Below are 19,858 nucleotides of genomic sequence, written 5' to 3'. Positions count from 1 at the left end.
TCTGGCGCGGAAAGCATTGGAGGGTGAGTGACGACGTCGCGTATCTCCGTTTCCCGCACCTCCACGACGACCTGCTCTGCTTCGCGGCCGAGGACGACCTCTGGGTCTCCCCCCTCGCGCCCGAGGGGGAGCGGCCCGGCCGCGCCTGGCGGCTGACCATCGACCGGACCCGGGTCAGCCACCCGCGCTTCTCCCCCGACGGGAGCCGCATCGCGTACACGACCTGGCGCACCCTGGATCCCGAGATCCATCTCGCGCCGGTGGACGGCGGCCCGGCCCGCCGGCTCACCTACTGGGGCTCGACGGACACCCGGGTCTGCGGCTGGACCCCCGACCCCCCGGACGCCGCCCACATCCTGGCCGTGTCCTCGCACAACCAGCCGTTCTCGCACATCTCCTGGGCCTACAGCGTCCCCACCGACGGCAGCCCCGGCGGCAAGCTGCCCTGGGGCCCGGTCTCCGACATCGCGGTCTCCGACGTCGACGGCGAACGGCGCACCCTGCTCCTCACCGGGACCCCGCCGCACGAACCGGCCGCCTGGAAGCGGTACCGGGGCGGCGCGACCGGCCGGCTCTGGCTGCACGGCAAGCGGCTGCTCCCCGACATCGGGGGCCATCTCGCCTCACCGATGTTCGTCGGCGGCCGGATCGCCTTCCTCTCCGACCACGAGGGCGTCGGCAACCTCTACTCCTGCCACCCCGACGGCACCGACCTGCGCCGCCACACCGACCACGACGCCTTCTACGCCCGGCACGCCTCCAGCGACGGGCACCGGGTCGTCTACCAGTGCGCGGGCGACCTGTGGCTGGTGGACGACCTGGCCTCGCCGGACGCGGTGCCGCGCAAGCTGGAGGTACGGCTCGGCGGGCCGCGCACCGGACGGCGCGTCCACCAGGTCCCGACCGCCAGCAACGTCGACTCGCTCTCCGTGGACGAGACGGGCCGGGCCAGCGCCGTCACCGTACGCGGCAGCCTGTACTGGCTCACCCACCGCGACGGCCCGGCCCGCACCATCGCCGACACCCCGGGAGTCCGGGTCCGGCTGCCCGAGATGCTCGGCAGCGGTGGCCAGGTCGCGTACGTCACCGACGCCGACGGCGAGGACGCCATCGAGATCGCGTACCTGCCGCGCGCCAGCGGCGACCGCGAGCCGCGGCGGCTGGCCTCCGGGCAGCTCGGCAGGGTGCATGAGCTGATCGCCGACCCGGACGGCGAACGCCTCGCCATCGCGACGAACGACGGGCGGCTGCTGCTCCTGGAAACGGACGAGGAGATCCCCGCCACCGCACCCGTCGAGCTGATCCGCTCGATCAACGGCCCGGTCCGCGACCTGGCGTTCTCCCCGGACGGCGCCTGGCTGACCTGGTCGCACCCCGGCATCGGCCGCTCGCTGCGCCAGATCAAGCTGGCCCGCATCCTGGGCACCGGGGCGCCCGTGATCGTCGACGTCACCAACGGCCGCTTCGAGGACGAGAACCCGGTCTTCACGGGCGACGGCCGCTATCTCGCCTTCCTGTCCTGGCGCGGCTTCGACCCGGTGTACGACGTCCACACCGGCGACCTCTCGTTCCCGCTCGGCTGCCGCCCGTACCTGGTGCCGCTCTCCTCCGCCACGCCCTCCCCGTTCGCCCTCTCCCCCGAGGGCCGTCCGGCGGCGGGCGGTCTCGACCCGGCCGATGACGCCGCCGACCTCGGCACGGGCGAGGGCCCGTCGACGGTCACCGTCGAGTTCGAGGGCCTGGAGAGCCGGGTGACGCCCTTCCCGGTCTCCGCGTCCAAGTACTCGGCCCTGCACCCGGTGAGCGGCGGCGGGCTGGTCTGGCTGCGCTGGCCGATCTCCGGCGCGCTCGGCGAGACCTTCGCCAACCCGGCCGACATGTCGGGCCGCCCCACCCTCGAACACTTCAACATCACCAAGGCCCGCAAGACCGAACTGGTCGGCCACCTCGACTGGTTCGCGGTCAGCGGCGACGCGACCCGGCTGGTCGTCATGGACGAGGGCGAGCTGCGCGCCGTCCCCGCCACCGAGACCGGCGACAGCGACACCACCGTCTACCTGGACCTGCGCCGCATCCTGCACGAGGTCGACCCTGCGGCGGAGTGGCGGCAGGCGTACGAGGAGGGCGGCCGCATCATCCGCTCGTACTTCTGGGACCCGGACATGAGCGGCATCGACTGGACGGCGGTGCTCGACCAGTACCGGCCGCTGGTCGAACGGGTCGCCTCCCCCGACGAGTTCGCCGATCTGATGCGCGAGGTCCTGGGCGAACTGGGCACCTCGCACGCGTACGTGACCCCCGCCCGCCGCAACGAGGGCCCGCCGCACTACCAGCGGGCGATCGGCCTGCTCGGCGCGAACCTGGTGTGCCGGGACGGCGAGTGGATGATCCGGCGCATCCTGCCGGGCGACTCCTCCGACTCCAAGGCGCGTTCCCCGCTGGCCGGTACGGGCGTCCGGGAGGGCGCGGTCCTCACCCATGTCGACGGCCGCCCCGTCGACCCGGTGGCCGGCCCGTACCCGCTCCTCACCGCGGCGGGCGGCACCACCGTCGAGCTCACCTTCCGCCCGGCCGGGGGCGGGGGCCCCGCCCGCCGGGTCGCCGTCGTCCCCCTGGTCGACGAACGGCCGCTGCGCTACCAGGACTGGGTGGCCAAACGCCGCGAAGTCGTACGGGAGTTGAGCGGCGGCAAGTGCGGCTACCTGCACATCCCCGACATGGGCGGATCGGGCTGGGCCCAGTTCAACCGGGACCTGCGCATGGAGGTGTCCCGCCCGGCCCTGATCGTCGACGTGCGCGGCAACGCGGGCGGCCACATCAGCGAGCTGGTCGTCGAGAAGCTGACCCGCACGATCCTCGGCTGGGACCTGACCCGCAACGCCCAGCCCGTCAGCTACGCCTCCAACGCCCCGCGCGGCCCCGTGGTCGCCCTGGCCGACGAGGCGACCTCCTCCGACGGCGACATGATCACCGCCGCGTTCCGCCTGCTGAAACTCGGCCCGGTGGTGGGCCAGCGGACCTGGGGCGGCGTGGTCGGCATGACCGGCCGGACCCGGCTGGGAGACGGCACGGTGATCACGGTGCCGATGAACGCGGCCTGGTTCGACACCTACGGCTGGTCGGTCGAGAACCACGGCGTCGAACCGGACCTGGAGGCGCTGCGCACCCCCCTGGACTGGGCGGAGGGACGGTACGCGGTACTGGACGACGCGGTGCGGGTGGCCCTGGACCTGCTGGCCGCCCAGCCGGCCTCGACCCCGCCGACGTACGACGACGTCCCGGACCGGCGACGCCCGCCCTTGCCCCCGCGCCACTGAACTTCGACAGTAGTGGAGTTCAGGGGATGTGCAGGGAGTGAGTGAGCTGCTGGTAGAGCTTCTTCACGTCCTTCTCGTCCGAGGCAGGGCCACCGGCCACGAGTCCGACGAGGTGGCCGGAGGCGGCGACGTAACGGACGAGGATCACGCCCGGGACGCCGTTGTAGTCGAACGTGATCCGGCCGTCGCGGGCGGCGTGGCCTGCGACTTTGAGGGACTGGTTCTTGCTGACGGTCCCGCTGACCGAGGCGGCGACGCCACGGATGGCCGGATCCAGGGCAGCCTTGGTATCCGCTCCGTGCGCGTCCGCCACCTGGAAGACAAGCTTGTTCTTCCCGGTGGTGACCTCGTAACTCCGTAGCTGGTAGGTCTTGCCGCTCACGGTCATCGAGTCGTGCTCGACTTTGGCACGGCCGGGCAGCTCGACACTGATGCCACTCGGTGCGTCGGTGGTTTTGACCCACTGTCCGGCCACGTCGCGAGGCGGGCCGGTGACCAGGCCCTCGGCGGTGGCGGCGGGGCGCAGGCCGTCGGTGCGCGCGAAGTCCTGGGGGGTGCTGACGGCGGTGGCCCCGCCCATCGCCGCGCCGGTCAGAACGGCGGTCAAGCCGGCGATGGTGGCGGTACGAACACAGCGGAGCGCAGACCTCATGGGTCCTCCCGGTGGCTTGAGCCCCCCATTGGTGAGGCTGAGATCCCCATTCCAGTGGACCGCGGCTCATCCCTCCTGTCATCTCCAGCAGAATCCGCCCGAGTGATCTGGCTCACCCCCTGTCACAGCTCCGCTCCCCCCGGTGTCTTGATGCCGCAAGACCGCAAGCAGACATCGGAACGGAACGGACGGAGACGCGGACACCATGAACAAGAACACCGGCGTGGTCGTGATCGGCGGAGGTTATGCGGGCGTCACCGCCGCCAACCGGCTGGCCCAGCAGGCCGACTTGACCGTCACGCTCATCAACCCGCGCCCCGACTTCGTCGAGCGCATCCGCCTCCACCAACTGGTCGGTGGAAGCAATGACGCCGTCGTCGACTACGCGGAGGTCCTGGCCGGGAACATCCGGCTGGTGGTCGACAGCGTGGCGACGATCGACGCGGCCGGGCGCGGCGTGGAGCTCACAGGTGGCTCAACGGTCGGCTACGACTACCTGATCTACGCGGTGGGCAGCGGCAGCGCCGTACCGGACGTGCCCGGCGCGGCGGAGTTCGCCCACCCGATCGCCACCCTGGAGGAGGCGCGGCGGCTGCGGCCGGCCGTCGACGCCGCACCCGCGACGGCCCCGGTGACCGTGGTCGGCTCGGGCCCGACCGGCATCGAGACCGCCGCCGAACTGGCCGAGGAGGGCCGGGCCGTGACCCTGGTCTGCGGCGAGGAGCTCGGACCGTATCTGCACCCCCGGGGCCGCCGCGCGGTCGCCCGGGCCCTCGCCGAACTCGGTGTGACCGTGATCGAGGGCCCGGGCGCGCGGGTGGCCGCCGTGACCCGTGATGCCGTACGGCTCGACGACGGCCGCGAACTCCCCAGCCGGGTCACCGTCTGGGCCGCCGGATTCAGCGTGCCGGACCTGGCCGCCCGCAGCGGGCTGACCACCGACACCGTGGGCCGACTGCTCACCGACGAGACGCTGACGAGCGTGGACGACCCGCGCATCGTGGCGGCCGGGGACGCGGCGGCACCGGCCGACGCGCCGTTCCGGATGAGCTGCCAGGCCGCGGGCCAGCTGGGCTCGCGCGCCGCCCGCACGGTGCTCAGCCGGATCGCGGGCGAGCGGCCCGCACCCCTGAAGGTGCGGTTCGCCGGCCAGTGCATGAGCCTGGGCCGCCGCACCGGGTTCTTCCAGTTCGCCTCGATGGACGACCGCGCGAACCCGCTGTACCTGGGTGGCCGCCCCGGTGCGAAGCTCAAGGAGATCGTCTGCAAGGCCACCGTCAAGCAGTTGGGGAACGAGGCCCGCAAGAGCGGCCCGCGCGCCGAACGCGACAAGGCACCGGCCACCGCCGAACAAACGGCCTGAGAGCTCATGGCCGCGAGCCGGGCTACGAGAAGAGGCAAGAAGTGAACGACGACCACGCCACCACCGACCCGGCGACCGAGGCTTTCGTCGCCCATCGCAACCTGCTCTTCACCGTCGCCTACGAAATGCTCGGATCGGCGGCCGACGCGGAGGACGTCCTCCAGGAGACCTGGCTGCGATGGGTCGAGGTCGACCCGGAACAGGTGCGCGACCAGCGCGCCTACCTGGTCCGGATCACCACCCGGCAGTCCCTCAACCGGCTGCGCACGCTGTCGCGCCGCAAGGAGGCGTACGTCGGCCCCTGGCTTCCCGAACCGGTGCTCACCGCGCCGGACGTGGCCGAGGACGTCGAGCTCGCCGAGAGCGTGTCGATGGCCCTGATGCTCGTCCTGGAAACCCTGTCCCCGACGGAACGCGCCGTGTTCGTGCTGCGCGAGGTCTTCGCCGTCGACTACGACGAGATCGCCACCGCCGTCGAGAAGACCCCGGCGGCCGTCCGCCAGATCGCGCACCGCGCCCGCCGCCACGTCGACGCCCGCCGCCCCCGTGCGGCGGTCTCGGCGAGCGTGTCCCGGGCGGCGGTGGACTCGTTCCGGCGCGCCCTGGAGACCGGGGACCTCCAGGGCCTCCTCGACGTGCTCGCCCCCGACGTGGTCCTCCTCGGCGACGGCGGCGGCATCAAGCAGGCGGCGCGGCGGCCGATCATCGGTGCCGACAAGGTGGCCCGTTACCTCGTCGGCGGCGCCGGCAAGCAGACCGCCACGATCACCATCAGCCCCACCCTGGCCAACGGCAACCCGGCGTTCCTGCTGCGTCTGGACGGCGTTGTCGACGGCGTCGTGGCGTTCCGGATCGAGGACGCCCACATCACCGGCCTCTACTACGTACGCAACCCGGAGAAGCTGACCCGCGTCGGCTCCGAGACCCCGCTCACCCTGCGCTGATCCCTTTCACCGGTCCGTCCTTCGGCGAAGGACGGACCGGGGGCCCGCAGCTCGCACCAGACCGTCTTCCCGTACGGCCGCTGCTCGATCCCCCACCGCGGCGCCAACGCGACCACGAGCGCCAGCCCGCGCCCCGACTCGTCACCGACGGACGCGGTGCGCAGTGCGGGCCAGGCGCACGGCTCGGGGTCGCTCAGTTCGAGTCGACGCGTCGTTGCGCAAATCCTTCCGGGGAACGGTCCGACCCGGGCGCTTACAGAACTGCCGCTCTTCCTCATGGACTTCGACAACGAGCCACCGTTGCTCTACACCGAGGGCTCGTACCACGGCCAGACCATCGACGATCCGTCCATCGTCATGCGCTACCGCGAGGCATGCGATCGGCTCAGGGCCGCCGCCTTGCCGCCAGAGGTGTCCCTCGAACTGATCGAGAAGGTGGCCGAGGAGTACCGGAATGGCCAGCATCGTCCTTGATCTCAGCGCTGCCACCTGGCGCAAGAGCAGTCGCAGCAATGGCGATGGTGGCAACTGCCTCTAAGTCGCGGACGGACACCCCGGCCTCGTCCCCGTCCGCGACTCCAAGCGCCCCGAAGGACCCGTGCTCGTCATTCCCGCGTCCGCGTGGACGCCGTTCGTCGAGGCCGTCAAGGCGCCCTGACCCGGCCGGGTCACCTTGTGGCGGGTGTACGACCTGTTCCGCCGTCGGTAGTGGACGGCACGCCCTCCTCGTTCCGCCTCGTCGTGTCGAACGCCTGGGCAACGGCAAGGCTGTCTTCATAGACATGGTGCCGGGTGACAAGACCCTGCTCGACAGTGAGGTGCAGAGCGAACCGGGCCCGATACGCGCGACCCGTGGAACGGGCCGTCTGACGGATTTCACCGAGCACGACCGCGTCGTTGCCGTCGATGAGGATGCGCTCGATCTCGGTCGCCGCCTGCCCAGGCACGTGGTGCTCGGCGAGCTCGCGGTAGTGGGCGGCGGCATCCGCTCGGGTGCGACGGTGGCGGATCCACGGGGTTGCGGCCCGACCGTGCTCGGCCTCTGGCCAGTCCAGCTTCCAGTCGCCCCGCTCGGCATACATCTCAGCGATGCGTTCGGGCTCACCCTCCGCGATCCGGCGCAGCAGTTCTTCCACCACGGCGCGAGTGGTTACGGGTGCGTCTGGAGACACGGTTCTTCACTCCGATCGGACATCCGCATCCGGCTGACACGGCGAGATCAGCATTCTCGCCATCACCGACAGATCGGGGCCATTACCTCGCAGGTAATGGCATCGACCGCCGAGACTCCCCGGCCGGTGACGCCCGTGTTTCCCGGAAACGCCCCGCTCAGCGGCTCTCCCACTCTCTACACTTCGCCATGTGCCTGACAGCAGTGGCACTGCTCCCCTCCCACGAACGGCGCACCCCGAAGGGGACGATCAGCACATGGCCAACACCGAGAGCACGGGACCCGACTACGACGTCGTCATCAGCGGATCCGGCCTCGCCGGCAGTGCCGCGGCGATCCTGCTCGCTCGGCGCGGCGTCCGCGTCGCGCTGCTGGAGCGCCGCTCGGACCCCGAGGCGTACAAGGTGCTCTGCACCCACTCCATCACGGCCAACGCCTACCCGGTGCTGGACGAGCTCGGCCTCGTCCCCGCTCTTGAGAAGGCGGGGGCCGTCCGCAACGACGCCCGTTGGCACACCCGTTGGGGATGGATCGAGCCGAACGCCTCGTCGGACGGCGCCGAGCTGCCGCACGGGTACAACGTACGGCGCAGCACCCTCGACCCGTTGATCAGGTCCCTTGCCGCCGAGACCCCCGGGGCCGATCTGCTCCTCGGTCACCGGGTGACCGGGCTGATCCGGGAAGCCGGGCGAACCGTGGGCGTGCGTGCGTCGACGCCGCAGGGCGAGCGCGAGATCCGGGCCCGTCTGGTGGTCGCCGCCGACGGCAAGGACTCGGCCGTGGCGAAGTTCGCCGAAGTGCCCACCAAACAGTACGAGAACGGCCGGTTCGGCTATCTCGCGCACTTCCGGAACCTTCCGCTGTCCGGCGGGATCGGTCAGACCTGGTTCCTCGAACCCGACATGGCATACGCGTTTCCGAACGACGACGGAGTGACGGTCCTCGCGGTGCTCCCGGACAAGAAGCGGCTGCCGGCCTTCAAGGAGGACCTGGAGGGCAGCTTCCTCGAATTCGTCCGCGCTCTGCCCGAGGCACCGCCCATCGACTCCGCCGAACGAGTGTCGAAGATCATCGGCACGGTCGACTACCCGCTCCACACCCGCAGACCGACCGCACCGGGCGTCGCGCTCATCGGCGACGCCGCCCTGACCAGCGACCCGCTGTGGGGCGTGGGATGCGGATGGGCCCTCCAGACCGCCCAATGGCTCACGGAGGCGATCGCGCCGACCGCGACCGGGCTCCGGGCAGACCTCGACGCCTCCCTCACCGCGTACGCACGCACACACCGACGCCGGCTGACCGGCCACCAGCAGCTGGCCGCCGACTACGCCAAGTCCCGCCCGTTCAAGGCCATGGAACGGCTGATGTTCTCGGCGGCGGCGCGCGATGCGGCGCTTGCGCGGCACATGTACATGTTCGCGGCCCGCCTGATCGGTCCGCTGCGTTTCCTGAGCCCCGTGGCACTGACCAAGGCCCTGGTCGTCAACGTCAGGCACCGCGGAGCGAAACCCTGACCGCTGACCGGGCGCGCCGGGGGACATGGTCCGCCGGGAATCCGCGATCTCTCGCAGAACTATTCATCCCTGAACGGCAGTTGGGCGTCGCTCCTGGCGTGGCAGGATCGCGATCACGTCTCTCGACGTTCCCCGTCTCCGGATCGGCTCGACCGAGATCATCGCTCTCGCCGACGGCGAGGGCCCGTTCTTCTCCCCGCGTCTACCTGCACCGCTACACCGTCAACAGCGCGCGGCTCCCTCGGCCTCCCCCGGCAGGGTGACAGCCCCGAGGACCTCAACTCCTCGCTTGCGGAGCTCCGATAGCCCACTATTTAGGGCAACGACCGGAAGAACCGGGGGAATCCGCATGCCGCGATGGAAAGAGCTGCCCACGGAACTGCCCAGCAGCGAAAGCCAGCTTCTCGTCCAGTTACGCAGACTGAAGGACCACAGCGGCCTGAGCCTGGCCGCGCTCGCGAGCCGGACCAGCTACAGCCGATCCTCGTGGGAACGGTATCTGAACGGCAAGAAGCCCGTGCCGCGCAAGGCGGTCGAGGAACTGGCACAGGTCTGCGGTACGGAGCCGACGCGGCTCGTCGTACTGTACGAGGTCGCCGAACGGGCCCGTACCGAGGAAGCCGGGCGGCCTGACCAGCCGCCGCGGGAGCAGGACCAGGAACCGGAACAGCAGGAAGAACAGGAAGAGCAGGAGCAGCCTCGAGCGGCGGGCCGGGCGACGCGCACCGTGTCGCTGAAGTGGACACTCGGAGCGATGGCGCTGGCCGTCGTCGTCTCCTTCGGGGGCGGGCTGCTGGTCGCGGGGGCGTGGGACGACGGCGCCCCGGCGGAGAAGGCGGCGAAGACCGGTGCCGTGGCGGCCGGGACCGGGTATCTGCGCGGGCAGACCTACACCTGCGACGTACAGCGCAAGGACGGCGAGCTGCGGGCGGCACACAGCGCCACCCACGAGATGCTGCTCGACATCAACAGCACCGGGTTCGACGTGGTGGAGGCCCAGTGCCTGCTGCGCGAGAAGGGCTTCAGCCCCGGCGTCTTCGACGGGCTGTACGACGAGCGCACCAAGGGCGCCGCCAGGAGGTTCCAGGGCGCGCACCACCTCGTCGTGGACGGCATCATCGGCCCGGACACCTGGCGGGAGTTACGTCGATGACGATCTCCGTCGTGAGCGGTCAACTGGCCGAAGCTCTCCGCGAGATCAGGGAGCGGTCCGGCCTGAGCCTGGCCGCGCTGGCGGCCCGTACCCCGTACAGCAAATCGTCGTGGGAGCGCTATCTCAACGGCAAGAAGCCCGCACCCCGCCAGGCGGTACTGGCGCTGTGCGAGCTCACCGGGACGCCGCCCGGCCGGCTGTTGGCGCTCTGGGAGCTGGCGGACGCCGAGTGGAGCGGCCGGGCCCGGCCCGTACCCGTGCCAGCGCCTGCCCCCGCATCTGCGCCGGAGGAACCGGACCGGCCCGTCACTCCTCCCCGCGCGGGAGTGCGGTGGTGGGCGGTCGCCGGGGCCGTGGCCGGGGTGGTGGCTGCCTGCCTGGCCACGGCCGCCTTCCTCGACGGAGGGCCGGACGGGCGGACCCGCGCCGCCACGGAACCGCTCGTGCGCAACCCGGGCTGCCGGGCCGCCGGTTGCGAGGGCAGGAGCCCCGTGGCGATGGGCTGCGGCGGGGCCGGGATGATCACCACCCTGGCCACCCACACCGCGTCCGGCGGGCGGCGCCTGGAACTGCGCCATGCCCAGCTCTGCCACACCCTGTGGGTACGGACCACCGGGCTGCTGCCGGGCGACCGGGTCGAACTGTCACTGCCGACCGGGCACACCCAGCAGGTCACGGCCGAAGGGGGCCGCGACACCGGACAGTATCTGGCGACGCCGATGGCCGCCGGTGACAGCCGGGCGGGCGCCAGGATCTGCCTGGAGGTACCGGGCGGCCGCCCCGAGTGCTTCCCCGGCTGAGACCGGGGACCCCGGACGAACGGACCGTACGCACCGGAGGCGGCCCTACCCGGCCTCCGGTGCGTACGACGGACTCAGGAGCTACGTGCTCAGGAGTTGCAGTACCGCTTCAGCGCGGCCTGGGTCCCCGCCCCGGCGATGCCGTCGATGGCGCCCGTGTAGCCCCAGTTGGCCTTCAGCCAGCGCTGGATCGCCTTCACCGTGCCGCTGCCGACGATGCCGTCGATCGCGCCGGTGTACTTCCAGTTCGCCTTCAGGAAGCGCTGCATGGCCTTCCAGCTGTCCGGACCGAGCTGCCCGTCGATGGCGCCCTTGTAGCCCCAGTTGGCCTTCAGGTCGCGCTGGAGCTTCTTGGCCTGTGTGGCGTTGAGGCCGAGGTTGACGATCGCCTGCGGGGTGACGGCCGTGGCGCTCGCCGCCGCGTTCGTCGCCCGACCGGTCGCCGCGAAGCCGGTGCCCGCGGCCGCCACACCCCCGCCGGCGATCGCGATGGCGGTGGTGACGCCGACGAACGCCCTCGTCATGGTTCGCATTCTGTTCCTCCCCGAAGTTCGGCCCGGCCCCGTCGGCCGGCTCTGCGACCAACATTGCGGGGTGGGGAGGAGGGGATGCCACAGCCGACGGGGAAGTGACGCGCTCGGGGGACGTCCCATGTTGTGACCTGCACAGATGCCGTCCACGGTGACGGCGCGGTGGGACGGGGGGACTCACGCGGCGGGACGTGGGACGGTGGGACGGACACGGCGTACCGAAAGGGTGTGCCCGGTCTCCCGGACACACCCTTCGACACAGCGGACTACGCGCCAGGACGGCGCGAAGGCGCAGGGTCAGCGGTCGCGACGCTCGCGCAGGTTCTTCGTGGCGTCCTGGGCCTTGTCACGGCCCTGCCGCGAGGTCTGCGAGGTGCGCTGGGACGCGTCCTGCGTCCGCTCGCGGCCCTCTTCCCGGCCCTCGTCCATCTTCCGCTTCGCCTGGTCGGCGAGCTCCTGCGCCTTGTCCTTGAACTGGTCTGCGATGCCCATGCTGTTCACTCCTAGTGGATGCTTGGTGGGCGGTCCGTGAGGACCTCGTTCAGCGTCGCAGGACCCGGCATCCACCGCATGTCGATCACTTACGCTGCGTAGCCGCCGCCCTCGCGTCCTGGTCGGCGGCGCCCCCGGCGCCCACGAGCCCCTTGCTCACACTGTCCAGCCGCGAGCCGAACCTACGGACCTCCCGCTGGCCGACGACGCCGATCAGCGAGGGCAGGTAGCCCCGCACCGACTGCATCCCGCGCAGCCACCACTGTGCGTACACGTGCGAGGAGCGGCGCTCGACACCGGCGACGATCCGGTCGACGGCGGGGCCCAGCGGGTACGTGCGGTTCGCCGGGAAGGGCAGCCGCTGGCGCAGCTCCCGCATCACGTCGTCCTGGTCGGCGCCCCGCACCATGTCCGTGTCGGTCCAGGACAGGTAGCCGACCCCGACCTTCACGCCCCGGTGGGCGACCTCGGCCCGCAGGCTGTGCGCGAACGCCTCCACGCCCGACTTGGAAGCGCAGTACGCGGTCATCATCGGCGCCGGCGTCATCGCCGCGAGCGAGGCGATCTGGAGAAAGTAGCCGCGGCTCTCCATCAGCACCGGCAGGAACGCCCGCCCGGTCACCGCGCCGCCGATCAGGTTGACCTCGATGACCCGGCGCCAGGCATCCGGGTCCGAGTCGACGAACGGTCCGCCCGCGGCGACCCCGGCGTTGGCGACGACGACGTCGATCTTCCCGAACCGCTGCTTGACCTCCTGGGCGACCCGCGCCATCGCCTCGTGGTCGGTGACGTCCGCGAACCAGTGGTCGCTCTTGGAGTGCAGCCGCTCGGAGACCTTCTTCAGCTCGTCCGGCTCCAGCCCGACGAGCGCGAGCTCGGCGCCGCGCGCCGAGAGCTTGCGGGCCAGCAGTTCACCCACGCCGCGCGCCGCGCCCGTGACGACGACGACCTGTCCTTCCAGACTCCGCCTGCCGCTCATGCGACCTCCTCCTTCTCGGCCGTACCCGTGCCCGCACTCGAATCCGTCTTCGTGCCCGCGTCCGTGCCCGCGGCCGCACCCGCCGGGAGGTACGCGGCGGCCAGCTCCCGGAGCTTCGCCGTGACCGCCTCCGGCGCCTCCACCGGCGTCATGTGGCCCTGGCCCGTCAGCTCGGTGAGCCCCAGGCCGTCGGGGAGCGCGGCCGCGATCGACCGGGCCTGCCCGATCGGGGTGAGCCGGTCCGCCGTACCCGCGATCACCGCCGTGGGCACCCGCAACTCCCGTACGCCCGCGTCGAGGTCGAGGTCCGCGAGGACCCGCCCCCAGGCGGCCCTGGCCCTCCTCGGGCAGGCGTGCACGATCCGGGCGCAGGTCTCGACCCGCTCCGGTGCCGACCCCGCTCCCATCGTGGCGTACTTGAGCACCCGCCGGGTAATCGGTGTGACCGGTCCCAGCGGGACCGATGCCAGAAGGATTCCCCGGGTCATCCGGGTCCGCACCGAACCGGCCCGCATCGGTACCACGGTCGACTCGTGCGGCAGCCGCGAACTGCCGGTGCTGCACAGCAGTACGGCCGCCGCGTGCTCGCGCAGCCCGGCCCGCCGGGCGGCGGCAATGATCGTCATGCCGCCCATGGAGTGCCCGCCGATCACGGCCTTCTCCCCCGGTTCCAGCGTGGCGGCCAGTACCGCTTCGAGGTCGTCGGCGAGGGCGTCGGTGCTGCATCCGCCGGGGGCGACCGCGGGCGATGCGCCGTGGCCGCGCTGGTCGTAGACGACGACCCAGTGGTCCGCCGCGAGATCCCTGATCTGCGCGTCCCAGAAGCGGGTGCTGCACGTCCAGCCGTGCGCGAGGACCACTGCCGGGGCGCCGTCCCGCCCGTGCACCTCGACGTGGATGCGGGCGCCGTCGGCGGAGCGCACGGTGAGTTCGCGCGTGGGGACCGGCGGGGCGCCGTCGCGCCGCAGCAGCCGGCTCATCCCACGACCTCCTCGGCGACGGCCTTCGCCGCGACGGCGGCCTTCGGCTCGGCAGCGGCCTTCTTCGGGATCCGTACGACCTCGTACTCGGAGAGGTCGACCAACCGCGTCGCCTTGCGGAACTCGGAGGTGGTGCCCGGCCAGACCGTGGTGTTGCGCCCGTTGGCGTCCAGGTACCAGCTGTTGCAGCCGCCGGTGTTCCACACGGTGCGCTTCATCCGCGCCTGGACGCGGCGGTTCCAGGACCCGACCGCCGAGGGCCGCGCGTCGAGCGCGACGCGCCCGCCCAGCACGTTCAGCTGGCGCAGGTAGTCGGCCATGTAGTTCAGCTGGGCCTCGATCATCAGGATCATCGAGGAGTTACCGAGCCCGGTGTTGGGGCCGATGATCGTCATCCAGTTGGGGAAGCCGGCGGCGCTGGCGCCGCGCAGCGCCTGCATGCCGTCCTTCCAGGACTCGGTGAGCGTGATGCCGTCCGCGCCCACCACGCGCTCGGCGATCGGCATGTCGGTGACGTGGAAGCCGGTGCCGAAGATGATCACGTCGGCCTCGGTCTCCGTGCCGTCGGAGGCGACGAGCGTGGAGCCGCGCACCTCGGCCAGGCCGGAGGCGACCACGTCCACGTTGGGCTGCGCGAGCGCCGGGTAGTAGGCGCTGGAGAGCAGGATGCGCTTGCAGCCGATGCGGTACGAGGGGGTCAGCTTGGCCCTCAGCGCGGGGTCCTTGATGGCCCGCGCCATGTTGGCCTTGGCTATCTTCTCGACCAGGCCCAGCTCGCCCGGGTGCTTGGTGAAGGCGCTGACCTGCAACTCCCGTATGCCCCAGAGCAGTCCGCGGCGCGCCGTGCCGGTGACCGGCACGGCGCGGTGCAGCCAGCGCTCGGCACCGCTGATCTTCCGGTCCATGCGCGGCATGACCCAGGGCGGGGTGCGCTGGAAGAGCGTCAGGGCGGCGACCTTCGGCTGGATCGCGGGCACGATCTGGATGGCGGAGGCGCCGGTGCCGATCACGGCGACGCGCTTGCCGGTCAGATCGGCGTCGTGGTTCCAGCGGGCCGAGTGGAAGACCTCGCCGGGGAAGCCGGCGAGACCGGGGATGTCCGGCGTCTTCGGGTCGGAGAGCGGACCGCTCGCGGAGACCACGACATCGGCGGTGAAACCGGCCCCGTTCGCCGTCTCGATGACCCAGTGCAGCTCCTCGCGGTCCCACCGCATGACCGTCACCTCATGGCCGAGCCGCAGGTGCGGGCGGAGCCCGAAGGTGTCCGCGACGTGCTCCAGATAGGCGCGGATGTGCTCCTGCCCGGAGAAGGTGCGCGGCCACTCGGGGTTGGGCGCGAACGAGAACGAGTAGAGGTGGGACGGTACGTCGCAGGCGCAGCCCGGGTAACGGTTGTCGCGCCAGGTGCCGCCGACGGAATCGGCCCGCTCCAGGACGACGAAGTCCGTGATGCCTTCGCGGCGCAGCCGGACCGCGGCCCCGAGGCCCCCGAATCCGGATCCGATCACCGCCACTCGTACGTGCTCGTGCTGGGCCATGCTGCCGCCTCCCGCGGTACGTCACACGACTCTGCCAGCAATCACTGGCATTGTTGGGAGAGTAGAGCAGCTCCGTACCGATGGGTAGGGGGCGGCGCGGGAAAGTTACCGGCGGTACAACTTCCGGCCTCCGCCCCGGGGGAGGCCGGTAGGGTGCGGGTGTGGCTGAAGGACGCGAGCACCGCGAATACCGCATGGAGGAGCTGGCCAAGGCGGCCGGCATCCCGGTGCGGACCGTGCGCTTCTACCGGGAACGCGGACTGATCTCGCCACCCCGCCGCGAGGGGCGCATCGCCTGGTACGACGACCACCACCTGGCCCGGCTGCGCACCATCACCGGCCTGCTGGAACGCGGCCACACCCTCACCGGCATCGCCGATCTCGCCCGCACCTTCGAGAGCGGCCGCGACGTCGCCGAGGTGCTGGGCCTGGGCGAGCCGACCGAGGAGACCCCGGTACGCCTCACCCCCGAGCAGCTCGCGGACTACTTCGAGGGCGAGACCACCCCGGAGAACCTGGCCGCCGCCCTCGAACTGGGCTATCTCGCCACGGACGGCGACGAGATCGTCCACATCAGCCGCCGCCTGCTGGAGGTCTCGTCCCAGCTGGTACGGGAGGGAGTACCGCTCGCGACCGTGCTCGCGGCCGGCCGCCGCGTCCGCGAGCACGCCGACGCGCTCGCCGAACTCTTCGTGAGTGTCCTGGAGGACCAGGGCGGCCACGACGGCGAGACCGAGCCGCCGCAGCTCCGGCCGCTGGCCCGCGCGGTGGTGGACGCCGAGCTGTCCATGGCGCTGGACCGGCGGCTGCGCCGCGAGAGCACCGGCGAACCGCCGCGGGACCCCGCCCCCTGACGGTCGGTCACGCGACGACGGCCGCCGGTGGGGCACTCCCGCTCGCACACCGGAATGCTTCCCGGCCCGGGCCGCCCCGCACTCACCCCGTTCGCACGCTCTACTGTTCGAAGACCACCGTGACGGGCGCGTGGTCGCTCCACCGCTCGGCGTGCGTCGCGGCCCGCTCGACCCAGCCCTTCACCGCGCGCCCGGCCAGACCGGGCGTCGCCACCTGGTAGTCGATGCGCCAGCCGGTGTCGTTGTCGAAGGCCCGCCCGCGATAGGACCACCACGAGTACGGCCCCTCCTCGTCGGGGTGCAGCGCCCGTACGACATCGACGTACTCGGCCTCGTCGAAGACCCGTGTCAGCCACGCCCGCTCCTCGGGGAGGAAGCCGGAGCTCTTCTTGTTGGCCTTCCAGTTCTTGAGGTCGGCTTCCCGGTGGGCGATGTTCCAGTCGCCGCAGACCACCACCTCGCGGCCGCCTTCCGCGGCCCGCTTCCGCAGGCCCTTCAGATACGGGAGGAACGCGGCCATGAACCGCTCCTTCTCGTCCTGCTTCTCGGTCCCGGCCTCGCCGGAGGGCAGGTACAGGCTAGCGACCGTGACGCCCGGCAGGTCGATCTCGACGTAGCGCCCGCTCGCGTCGAACTCCTCGCTCCCGGCGTCCCCGAACCCGCTGAACCCGATCTGCACGCGCTCCGGCGCACGCCGCGTGTAGAGGGAGACCCCGGCCCGCCCCTTGGCGGTGGCCGGCGCGTGCACGGCGTGCCAGCCGGCCGGCTCACGCACCTCCTCGGGCAGCTGCTCCGCCTCGGCCCGCACCTCCTGGAGGCAGATCACATCGGCTTCAGTCCGGGCCAGCCACTCGACGAAGCCCTTCTTGGCGGCGGCACGGAGCCCGTTGACATTGACGGAGGTGACAGTCAGCATCCAGGCACGATACCGACATTCGCCGCACGCATACATGTACGATGCACGGCATGAATATCCACGCCCGGCCGTTCGACCACCCCGACGCCGTCAAACTCAACGACCAGGTACAGCTCGAATACGCCGAGCGATACGGGGACGAGGGCGATGTCACACCGCTCGACCCGTCGATGTTCGCGCCGCCGCACGGTCTGTATCTCCTCGCCTACGACGCGCTGGACCGCCCCGTGGCCACGGGCGGCTGGCGCACCCAGGACCGTAACGACGAGGGCTACTCGGACGGCGACGCCGAGCTCAAGCGGATGTTCGTGATACCCGAGGGCCGGGGCAAGGGGTTGGCCCGCCGCATCCTGGCCGCCCTGGAGGAGGACGCGCGGGCGGCGGGCCGTGTCCGCATGGTGCTGGAGACCGGGGACCGGCAGCCGGAGGCGATCGCGCTGTACGTGTCCAGCGGCTACGCCCCGTGCGAGAAGTTCGGCCACTACCGCATGTACGAGAGCAGCCGCTGCTACGCGAAGCCGCTGCGGTAGCCGAGGTACTGCGGCAGTGGCCGCACCGCCCGGCTGTCAGACGCCGGCGGCGTACCGCCAGAACTCCCGCATCACCGGGGGCGGGGTCGGTGCGGTCATCGCCAGCTGGGTCAGCAGGACGGAGACGGTGCCGGTGGCGGGCGTGAGATGTCCCGCCGTTCCCGTGCCGCCCACCCAGCCGTAGCGCCCCGGAACGTTCCAGGGATCGACGGCCTCGACGTCCACCGACCCGCCGTAGCCCCAGCCCTGGCCCTCCAGGAACAGCGTGCCGCGCTCGCGCTGCGCCCGCGTCAGATGGTCGGTGGTCATCAGCCGCACCGATTCCTCCGACAGCACCCGACGCCCACCGGCCTTCCCCCCGGCTCCCCCGGCTCCCCCGGCGAGCAGCATCCGGGCGAAGGCGTACCAGTCGTCGGCGGTCGAGACCAGCCCGCCGGCGCCGGACGCAAACGCGGGCAAGCTGCTCCACTGCCCGTCCGGACCATCGGCCAGCCGGAGCCCCCCGCCCTCCGGATCGGCCCGGTAGAAACCGGTGAACCGGTCGGCCTTCGCCGCCGGCACGACGAACCCGGTGTCGGCCATGCCCAGGGGCTCGAACAGCCGCTCCGTCAGGAACTCGGGCAGCGGCCGGTCCGAAACCCGCGCGATCAACACCCCGAGGATGTCGGAGCAGGTGTTGTACAGCCACTCCTCGCCCGGCTGGTGGAGCAGCGGAATGCGGGACAGCGCCGCCATCCACGCGTCCGGCGCCAGGACCTGCTGCGGCTGGAGCGACCCCGACCCCTGCTTCAGCTCGCTGAACAACAGCTGGACCGCGGGCAGCGAGAAGTCCGACGGGAAGCCGTACCCGGCCCGGAAGGTGAGCAGGTCCTCCACCGTGATGACCCGGTCGGCGGGGACCACGTCGTCGGCCGGGGAGGCCGGCGTACGGACCACCATCGGGGCCGCCAGCTCCGGCAGCCACTGCCGGACCGGTTCGTTCAGCGCGATCCGGCCTTCCTCGACCAGCATCATGACGGCGGCGGCGGTGATGGGCTTGGTCATCGACGCGATACGGAAGATCGAGTCCCTGCGCATCGGGACCGTACCCTCCGCATCGGCCGACCCGACGGCCACCACCTCGACCCGGTCCCCCCGGGCCACCAGCCCCACGGCCCCGGGCGCCGCCCCGTCTCCGACATGCTTCTTCAGGACATCGTTCAGATCGGTCATCGGTCCACCTTCCCGCTCATCGCCACAAAAGAGCAGGACCGCCGCACCGCCGAGAACTCATCGGCCCGGGTTCAACGCACCCGGCCGACCCCGACGTAGAAGCCGCTGCGCTCCCGCACCGGCGCGGGCTCCTCGCGGTACCACTCCGTGGCGAAGACCAGTCCGGGCTCGACGAGCTCCAGCCCTTCGAAGAAGGGCTCGACCTCGCTCCGGGTACGCATCCGCAGCGGAATCGCCCCCTTCTGGTACGTGGCCTCGGTCTCGGCCTTCAGCTCCGGATGCTGGTCGGCCGTGCCGTGCGAGAGCACCAGGAAGCTGCCCGACGGCAGGGCGTCTACCAGGGCGCGGGTGATGCCGTACGGATCCTCGTCGTCCGGCAGGAAGTGCAGCAGCGCGATCAGGGACAACGCGACCGGCCGGTCGAAGTCCAGCAGCTTGCGGGCGTGCTCGACGATCGCCTCCGGCTTGCGCACATCCGCGTGGATGTAGTCGGTGGCCCCCTCCGGCCTGCTGATCAGCAGCGCCTCCGCGTGCCGCAGCACGATCGGGTCGTTGTCCGCGTAGACGATCCGGGCGGACGGCGTGATGCCCTGGACCACCTGATGCAGATTGGGCTCGGTGGGGATGCCGGTGCCGATGTCGAGGAACTGATCGACCCCGTTGCGGGCCAGCCAGGCGGAGGCCCGGTGCATGAAGGCCCGGTTCCGCGCCGCGTTGCCCCGCGCCTCGGCCGGCAGCTGCTCCGCCACCTGCTGATCGACCGGGTAGTTGTCCTTGCCGCCCAGAAGCCAGTCGTAGACGCGCGCGGGGTGGGGCCTGCTGGTGTCGATCCGGCACTCGGGCTTGTCGACCGTCACTGGGCGCTCCTCTCGGTGCGGTGGATTCCGAAGAATTCGAGAGCGGGTAACGCGCT

19 protein-coding genes and 1 pseudogene are annotated in these 19,858 nt (G+C 71.5%); 10 read left to right on the top strand and 10 right to left on the bottom strand.

Going from position 1 to position 19,858, the window contains the following annotated elements; translation table 11 throughout:
* Window positions 1–23 precede the first annotated feature (23 nt).
* Window positions 24–3,317 (top strand): S41 family peptidase, encoded by a 3,294-nt coding sequence (locus tag ACIRJP_RS17700; RefSeq protein ID WP_404174410.1) that lies wholly within the window; start codon window positions 24–26, stop codon window positions 3,315–3,317.
* Window positions 3,318–3,336: 19 nt separating this feature from the next.
* On the opposite strand, the gene ACIRJP_RS17695 is transcribed toward ACIRJP_RS17700, so the two are convergent.
* The gene (locus ACIRJP_RS17695; RefSeq protein WP_404174407.1) at window positions 3,337–3,924 is read right to left on the bottom strand and encodes a hypothetical protein; all 588 of its coding nucleotides are present in this window, start codon (window positions 3,922–3,924) and stop codon (window positions 3,337–3,339) included.
* 250 nt (window positions 3,925–4,174) lie between these two features.
* On the opposite strand from ACIRJP_RS17695, the gene ACIRJP_RS17690 reads away from it, so the two are divergent.
* The 4 genes and pseudogenes from ACIRJP_RS17690 to ACIRJP_RS17675 all read left to right on the top strand — a co-directional run bounded on the left by ACIRJP_RS17690 (window position 4,175) and on the right by ACIRJP_RS17675 (window position 6,934).
* The gene (locus ACIRJP_RS17690; RefSeq protein WP_404174404.1) at window positions 4,175–5,332 is read left to right on the top strand and encodes an NAD(P)/FAD-dependent oxidoreductase; all 1,158 of its coding nucleotides are present in this window, start codon (window positions 4,175–4,177) and stop codon (window positions 5,330–5,332) included.
* A gap of 41 nt (window positions 5,333–5,373) precedes the next feature.
* On the top strand, window positions 5,374–6,276 hold the full coding sequence (locus tag ACIRJP_RS17685; protein WP_404174401.1) for an RNA polymerase sigma-70 factor: 903 nt from the start codon (window positions 5,374–5,376) through the stop codon (window positions 6,274–6,276).
* Between the two features lie 156 nt (window positions 6,277–6,432).
* Complete coding sequence (locus ACIRJP_RS17680) at window positions 6,433–6,750, top strand: Scr1 family TA system antitoxin-like transcriptional regulator (RefSeq protein WP_404174398.1); 318 nt, start codon at window positions 6,433–6,435, stop codon at window positions 6,748–6,750.
* Window positions 6,731–6,934, top strand: a pseudogene (locus ACIRJP_RS17675) (DUF397 domain-containing protein). The gene ACIRJP_RS17680 and the pseudogene ACIRJP_RS17675 overlap by 20 nt, the downstream one beginning before the upstream one ends.
* A 10-nt stretch (window positions 6,935–6,944) precedes the next feature.
* On the opposite strand, the gene ACIRJP_RS17670 reads toward ACIRJP_RS17675, so the two are convergent.
* Window positions 6,945–7,415 (bottom strand): nuclear transport factor 2 family protein, encoded by a 471-nt coding sequence (locus ACIRJP_RS17670; RefSeq protein WP_404174395.1) that lies wholly within the window; start codon window positions 7,413–7,415, stop codon window positions 6,945–6,947.
* Between the two features lie 289 nt (window positions 7,416–7,704).
* Between ACIRJP_RS17670 and ACIRJP_RS17665 the strand changes: the two genes are divergently transcribed.
* The 3 genes from ACIRJP_RS17665 to ACIRJP_RS17655 all read left to right on the top strand — a co-directional run bounded on the left by ACIRJP_RS17665 (window position 7,705) and on the right by ACIRJP_RS17655 (window position 10,914).
* The gene (locus ACIRJP_RS17665; RefSeq protein WP_404174392.1) at window positions 7,705–8,961 is read left to right on the top strand and encodes an NAD(P)/FAD-dependent oxidoreductase; all 1,257 of its coding nucleotides are present in this window, start codon (window positions 7,705–7,707) and stop codon (window positions 8,959–8,961) included.
* 349 nt (window positions 8,962–9,310) lie between these two features.
* Entirely contained in the window at window positions 9,311–10,114 is an 804-nt protein-coding gene (locus ACIRJP_RS17660; protein WP_404174389.1) for a helix-turn-helix domain-containing protein, read from the top strand.
* Window positions 10,111–10,914, top strand: coding sequence for a helix-turn-helix domain-containing protein (locus ACIRJP_RS17655; RefSeq protein WP_404174386.1), 804 nt, complete (start codon window positions 10,111–10,113; stop codon window positions 10,912–10,914). The genes ACIRJP_RS17660 and ACIRJP_RS17655 overlap by 4 nt, the downstream gene beginning before the upstream one ends.
* An 89-nt stretch (window positions 10,915–11,003) precedes the next feature.
* Here the strand turns inward: ACIRJP_RS17655 and ACIRJP_RS17650 are convergent, their stop codons facing one another.
* From ACIRJP_RS17650 to ACIRJP_RS17630, 5 genes are all read right to left on the bottom strand, one after another.
* Window positions 11,004–11,447 carry a peptidoglycan-binding domain-containing protein gene (locus ACIRJP_RS17650; protein WP_404174382.1) on the bottom strand — a complete coding sequence of 148 codons (444 nt, stop codon included), beginning with the start codon at window positions 11,445–11,447 and terminating at the stop codon, window positions 11,004–11,006.
* Window positions 11,448–11,741: 294 nt separating this feature from the next.
* The gene (locus ACIRJP_RS17645) at window positions 11,742–11,936 is read right to left on the bottom strand and encodes a hypothetical protein (protein WP_351253052.1); all 195 of its coding nucleotides are present in this window, start codon (window positions 11,934–11,936) and stop codon (window positions 11,742–11,744) included.
* Between the two features lie 85 nt (window positions 11,937–12,021).
* Window positions 12,022–12,915, bottom strand: coding sequence for an SDR family oxidoreductase (locus tag ACIRJP_RS17640; protein ID WP_404174379.1), 894 nt, complete (start codon window positions 12,913–12,915; stop codon window positions 12,022–12,024).
* The gene (locus tag ACIRJP_RS17635) at window positions 12,912–13,895 is read right to left on the bottom strand and encodes an alpha/beta fold hydrolase (protein ID WP_404174376.1); all 984 of its coding nucleotides are present in this window, start codon (window positions 13,893–13,895) and stop codon (window positions 12,912–12,914) included. The genes ACIRJP_RS17640 and ACIRJP_RS17635 overlap by 4 nt, the downstream gene beginning before the upstream one ends.
* On the bottom strand, window positions 13,892–15,433 hold the full coding sequence (locus tag ACIRJP_RS17630) for a flavin-containing monooxygenase (protein ID WP_404174373.1): 1,542 nt from the start codon (window positions 15,431–15,433) through the stop codon (window positions 13,892–13,894). The genes ACIRJP_RS17635 and ACIRJP_RS17630 overlap by 4 nt, the downstream gene beginning before the upstream one ends.
* Window positions 15,434–15,627: 194 nt before the next feature.
* On the opposite strand from ACIRJP_RS17630, the gene ACIRJP_RS17625 reads away from it, so the two are divergent.
* Window positions 15,628–16,287: a MerR family transcriptional regulator gene (locus tag ACIRJP_RS17625; RefSeq protein ID WP_404174631.1), complete on the top strand. Its 660-nt coding sequence runs from the start codon at window positions 15,628–15,630 to the stop codon at window positions 16,285–16,287.
* Window positions 16,288–16,387: 100 nt separating this feature from the next.
* Here the strand turns inward: ACIRJP_RS17625 and ACIRJP_RS17620 are convergent, their stop codons facing one another.
* Window positions 16,388–17,203 (bottom strand): exodeoxyribonuclease III, encoded by an 816-nt coding sequence (locus tag ACIRJP_RS17620; RefSeq protein ID WP_404174370.1) that lies wholly within the window; start codon window positions 17,201–17,203, stop codon window positions 16,388–16,390.
* Window positions 17,204–17,253: 50 nt separating this feature from the next.
* Here ACIRJP_RS17620 and ACIRJP_RS17615 point away from each other — a divergent pair, with 50 nt between their 5' ends.
* A complete protein-coding gene (locus ACIRJP_RS17615; protein WP_404174367.1) occupies window positions 17,254–17,733 on the top strand; it encodes a GNAT family N-acetyltransferase in 480 nt (159 codons plus the stop codon).
* A 36-nt stretch (window positions 17,734–17,769) separates the two neighbouring features.
* Here ACIRJP_RS17615 and ACIRJP_RS17610 read toward each other — a convergent pair whose 3' ends face one another.
* Both ACIRJP_RS17610 and ACIRJP_RS17605 read right to left on the bottom strand, forming a co-directional pair.
* The gene (locus ACIRJP_RS17610; protein WP_404174364.1) at window positions 17,770–18,945 is read right to left on the bottom strand and encodes a serine hydrolase domain-containing protein; all 1,176 of its coding nucleotides are present in this window, start codon (window positions 18,943–18,945) and stop codon (window positions 17,770–17,772) included.
* Between the two features lie 71 nt (window positions 18,946–19,016).
* A complete protein-coding gene (locus ACIRJP_RS17605) occupies window positions 19,017–19,802 on the bottom strand; it encodes an SAM-dependent methyltransferase (protein WP_404174362.1) in 786 nt (261 codons plus the stop codon).
* Window positions 19,803–19,858: the final 56 nt, after the last annotated feature.

Origin of the sequence: Streptomyces sp. NPDC102437 (assembly GCF_044765565.1) — a bacterium.
Classification (GTDB): Bacteria; Actinomycetota; Actinomycetes; order Streptomycetales; family Streptomycetaceae; genus Streptomyces.
This window is presented reverse-complemented; position numbering and strand designations above follow the sequence as displayed.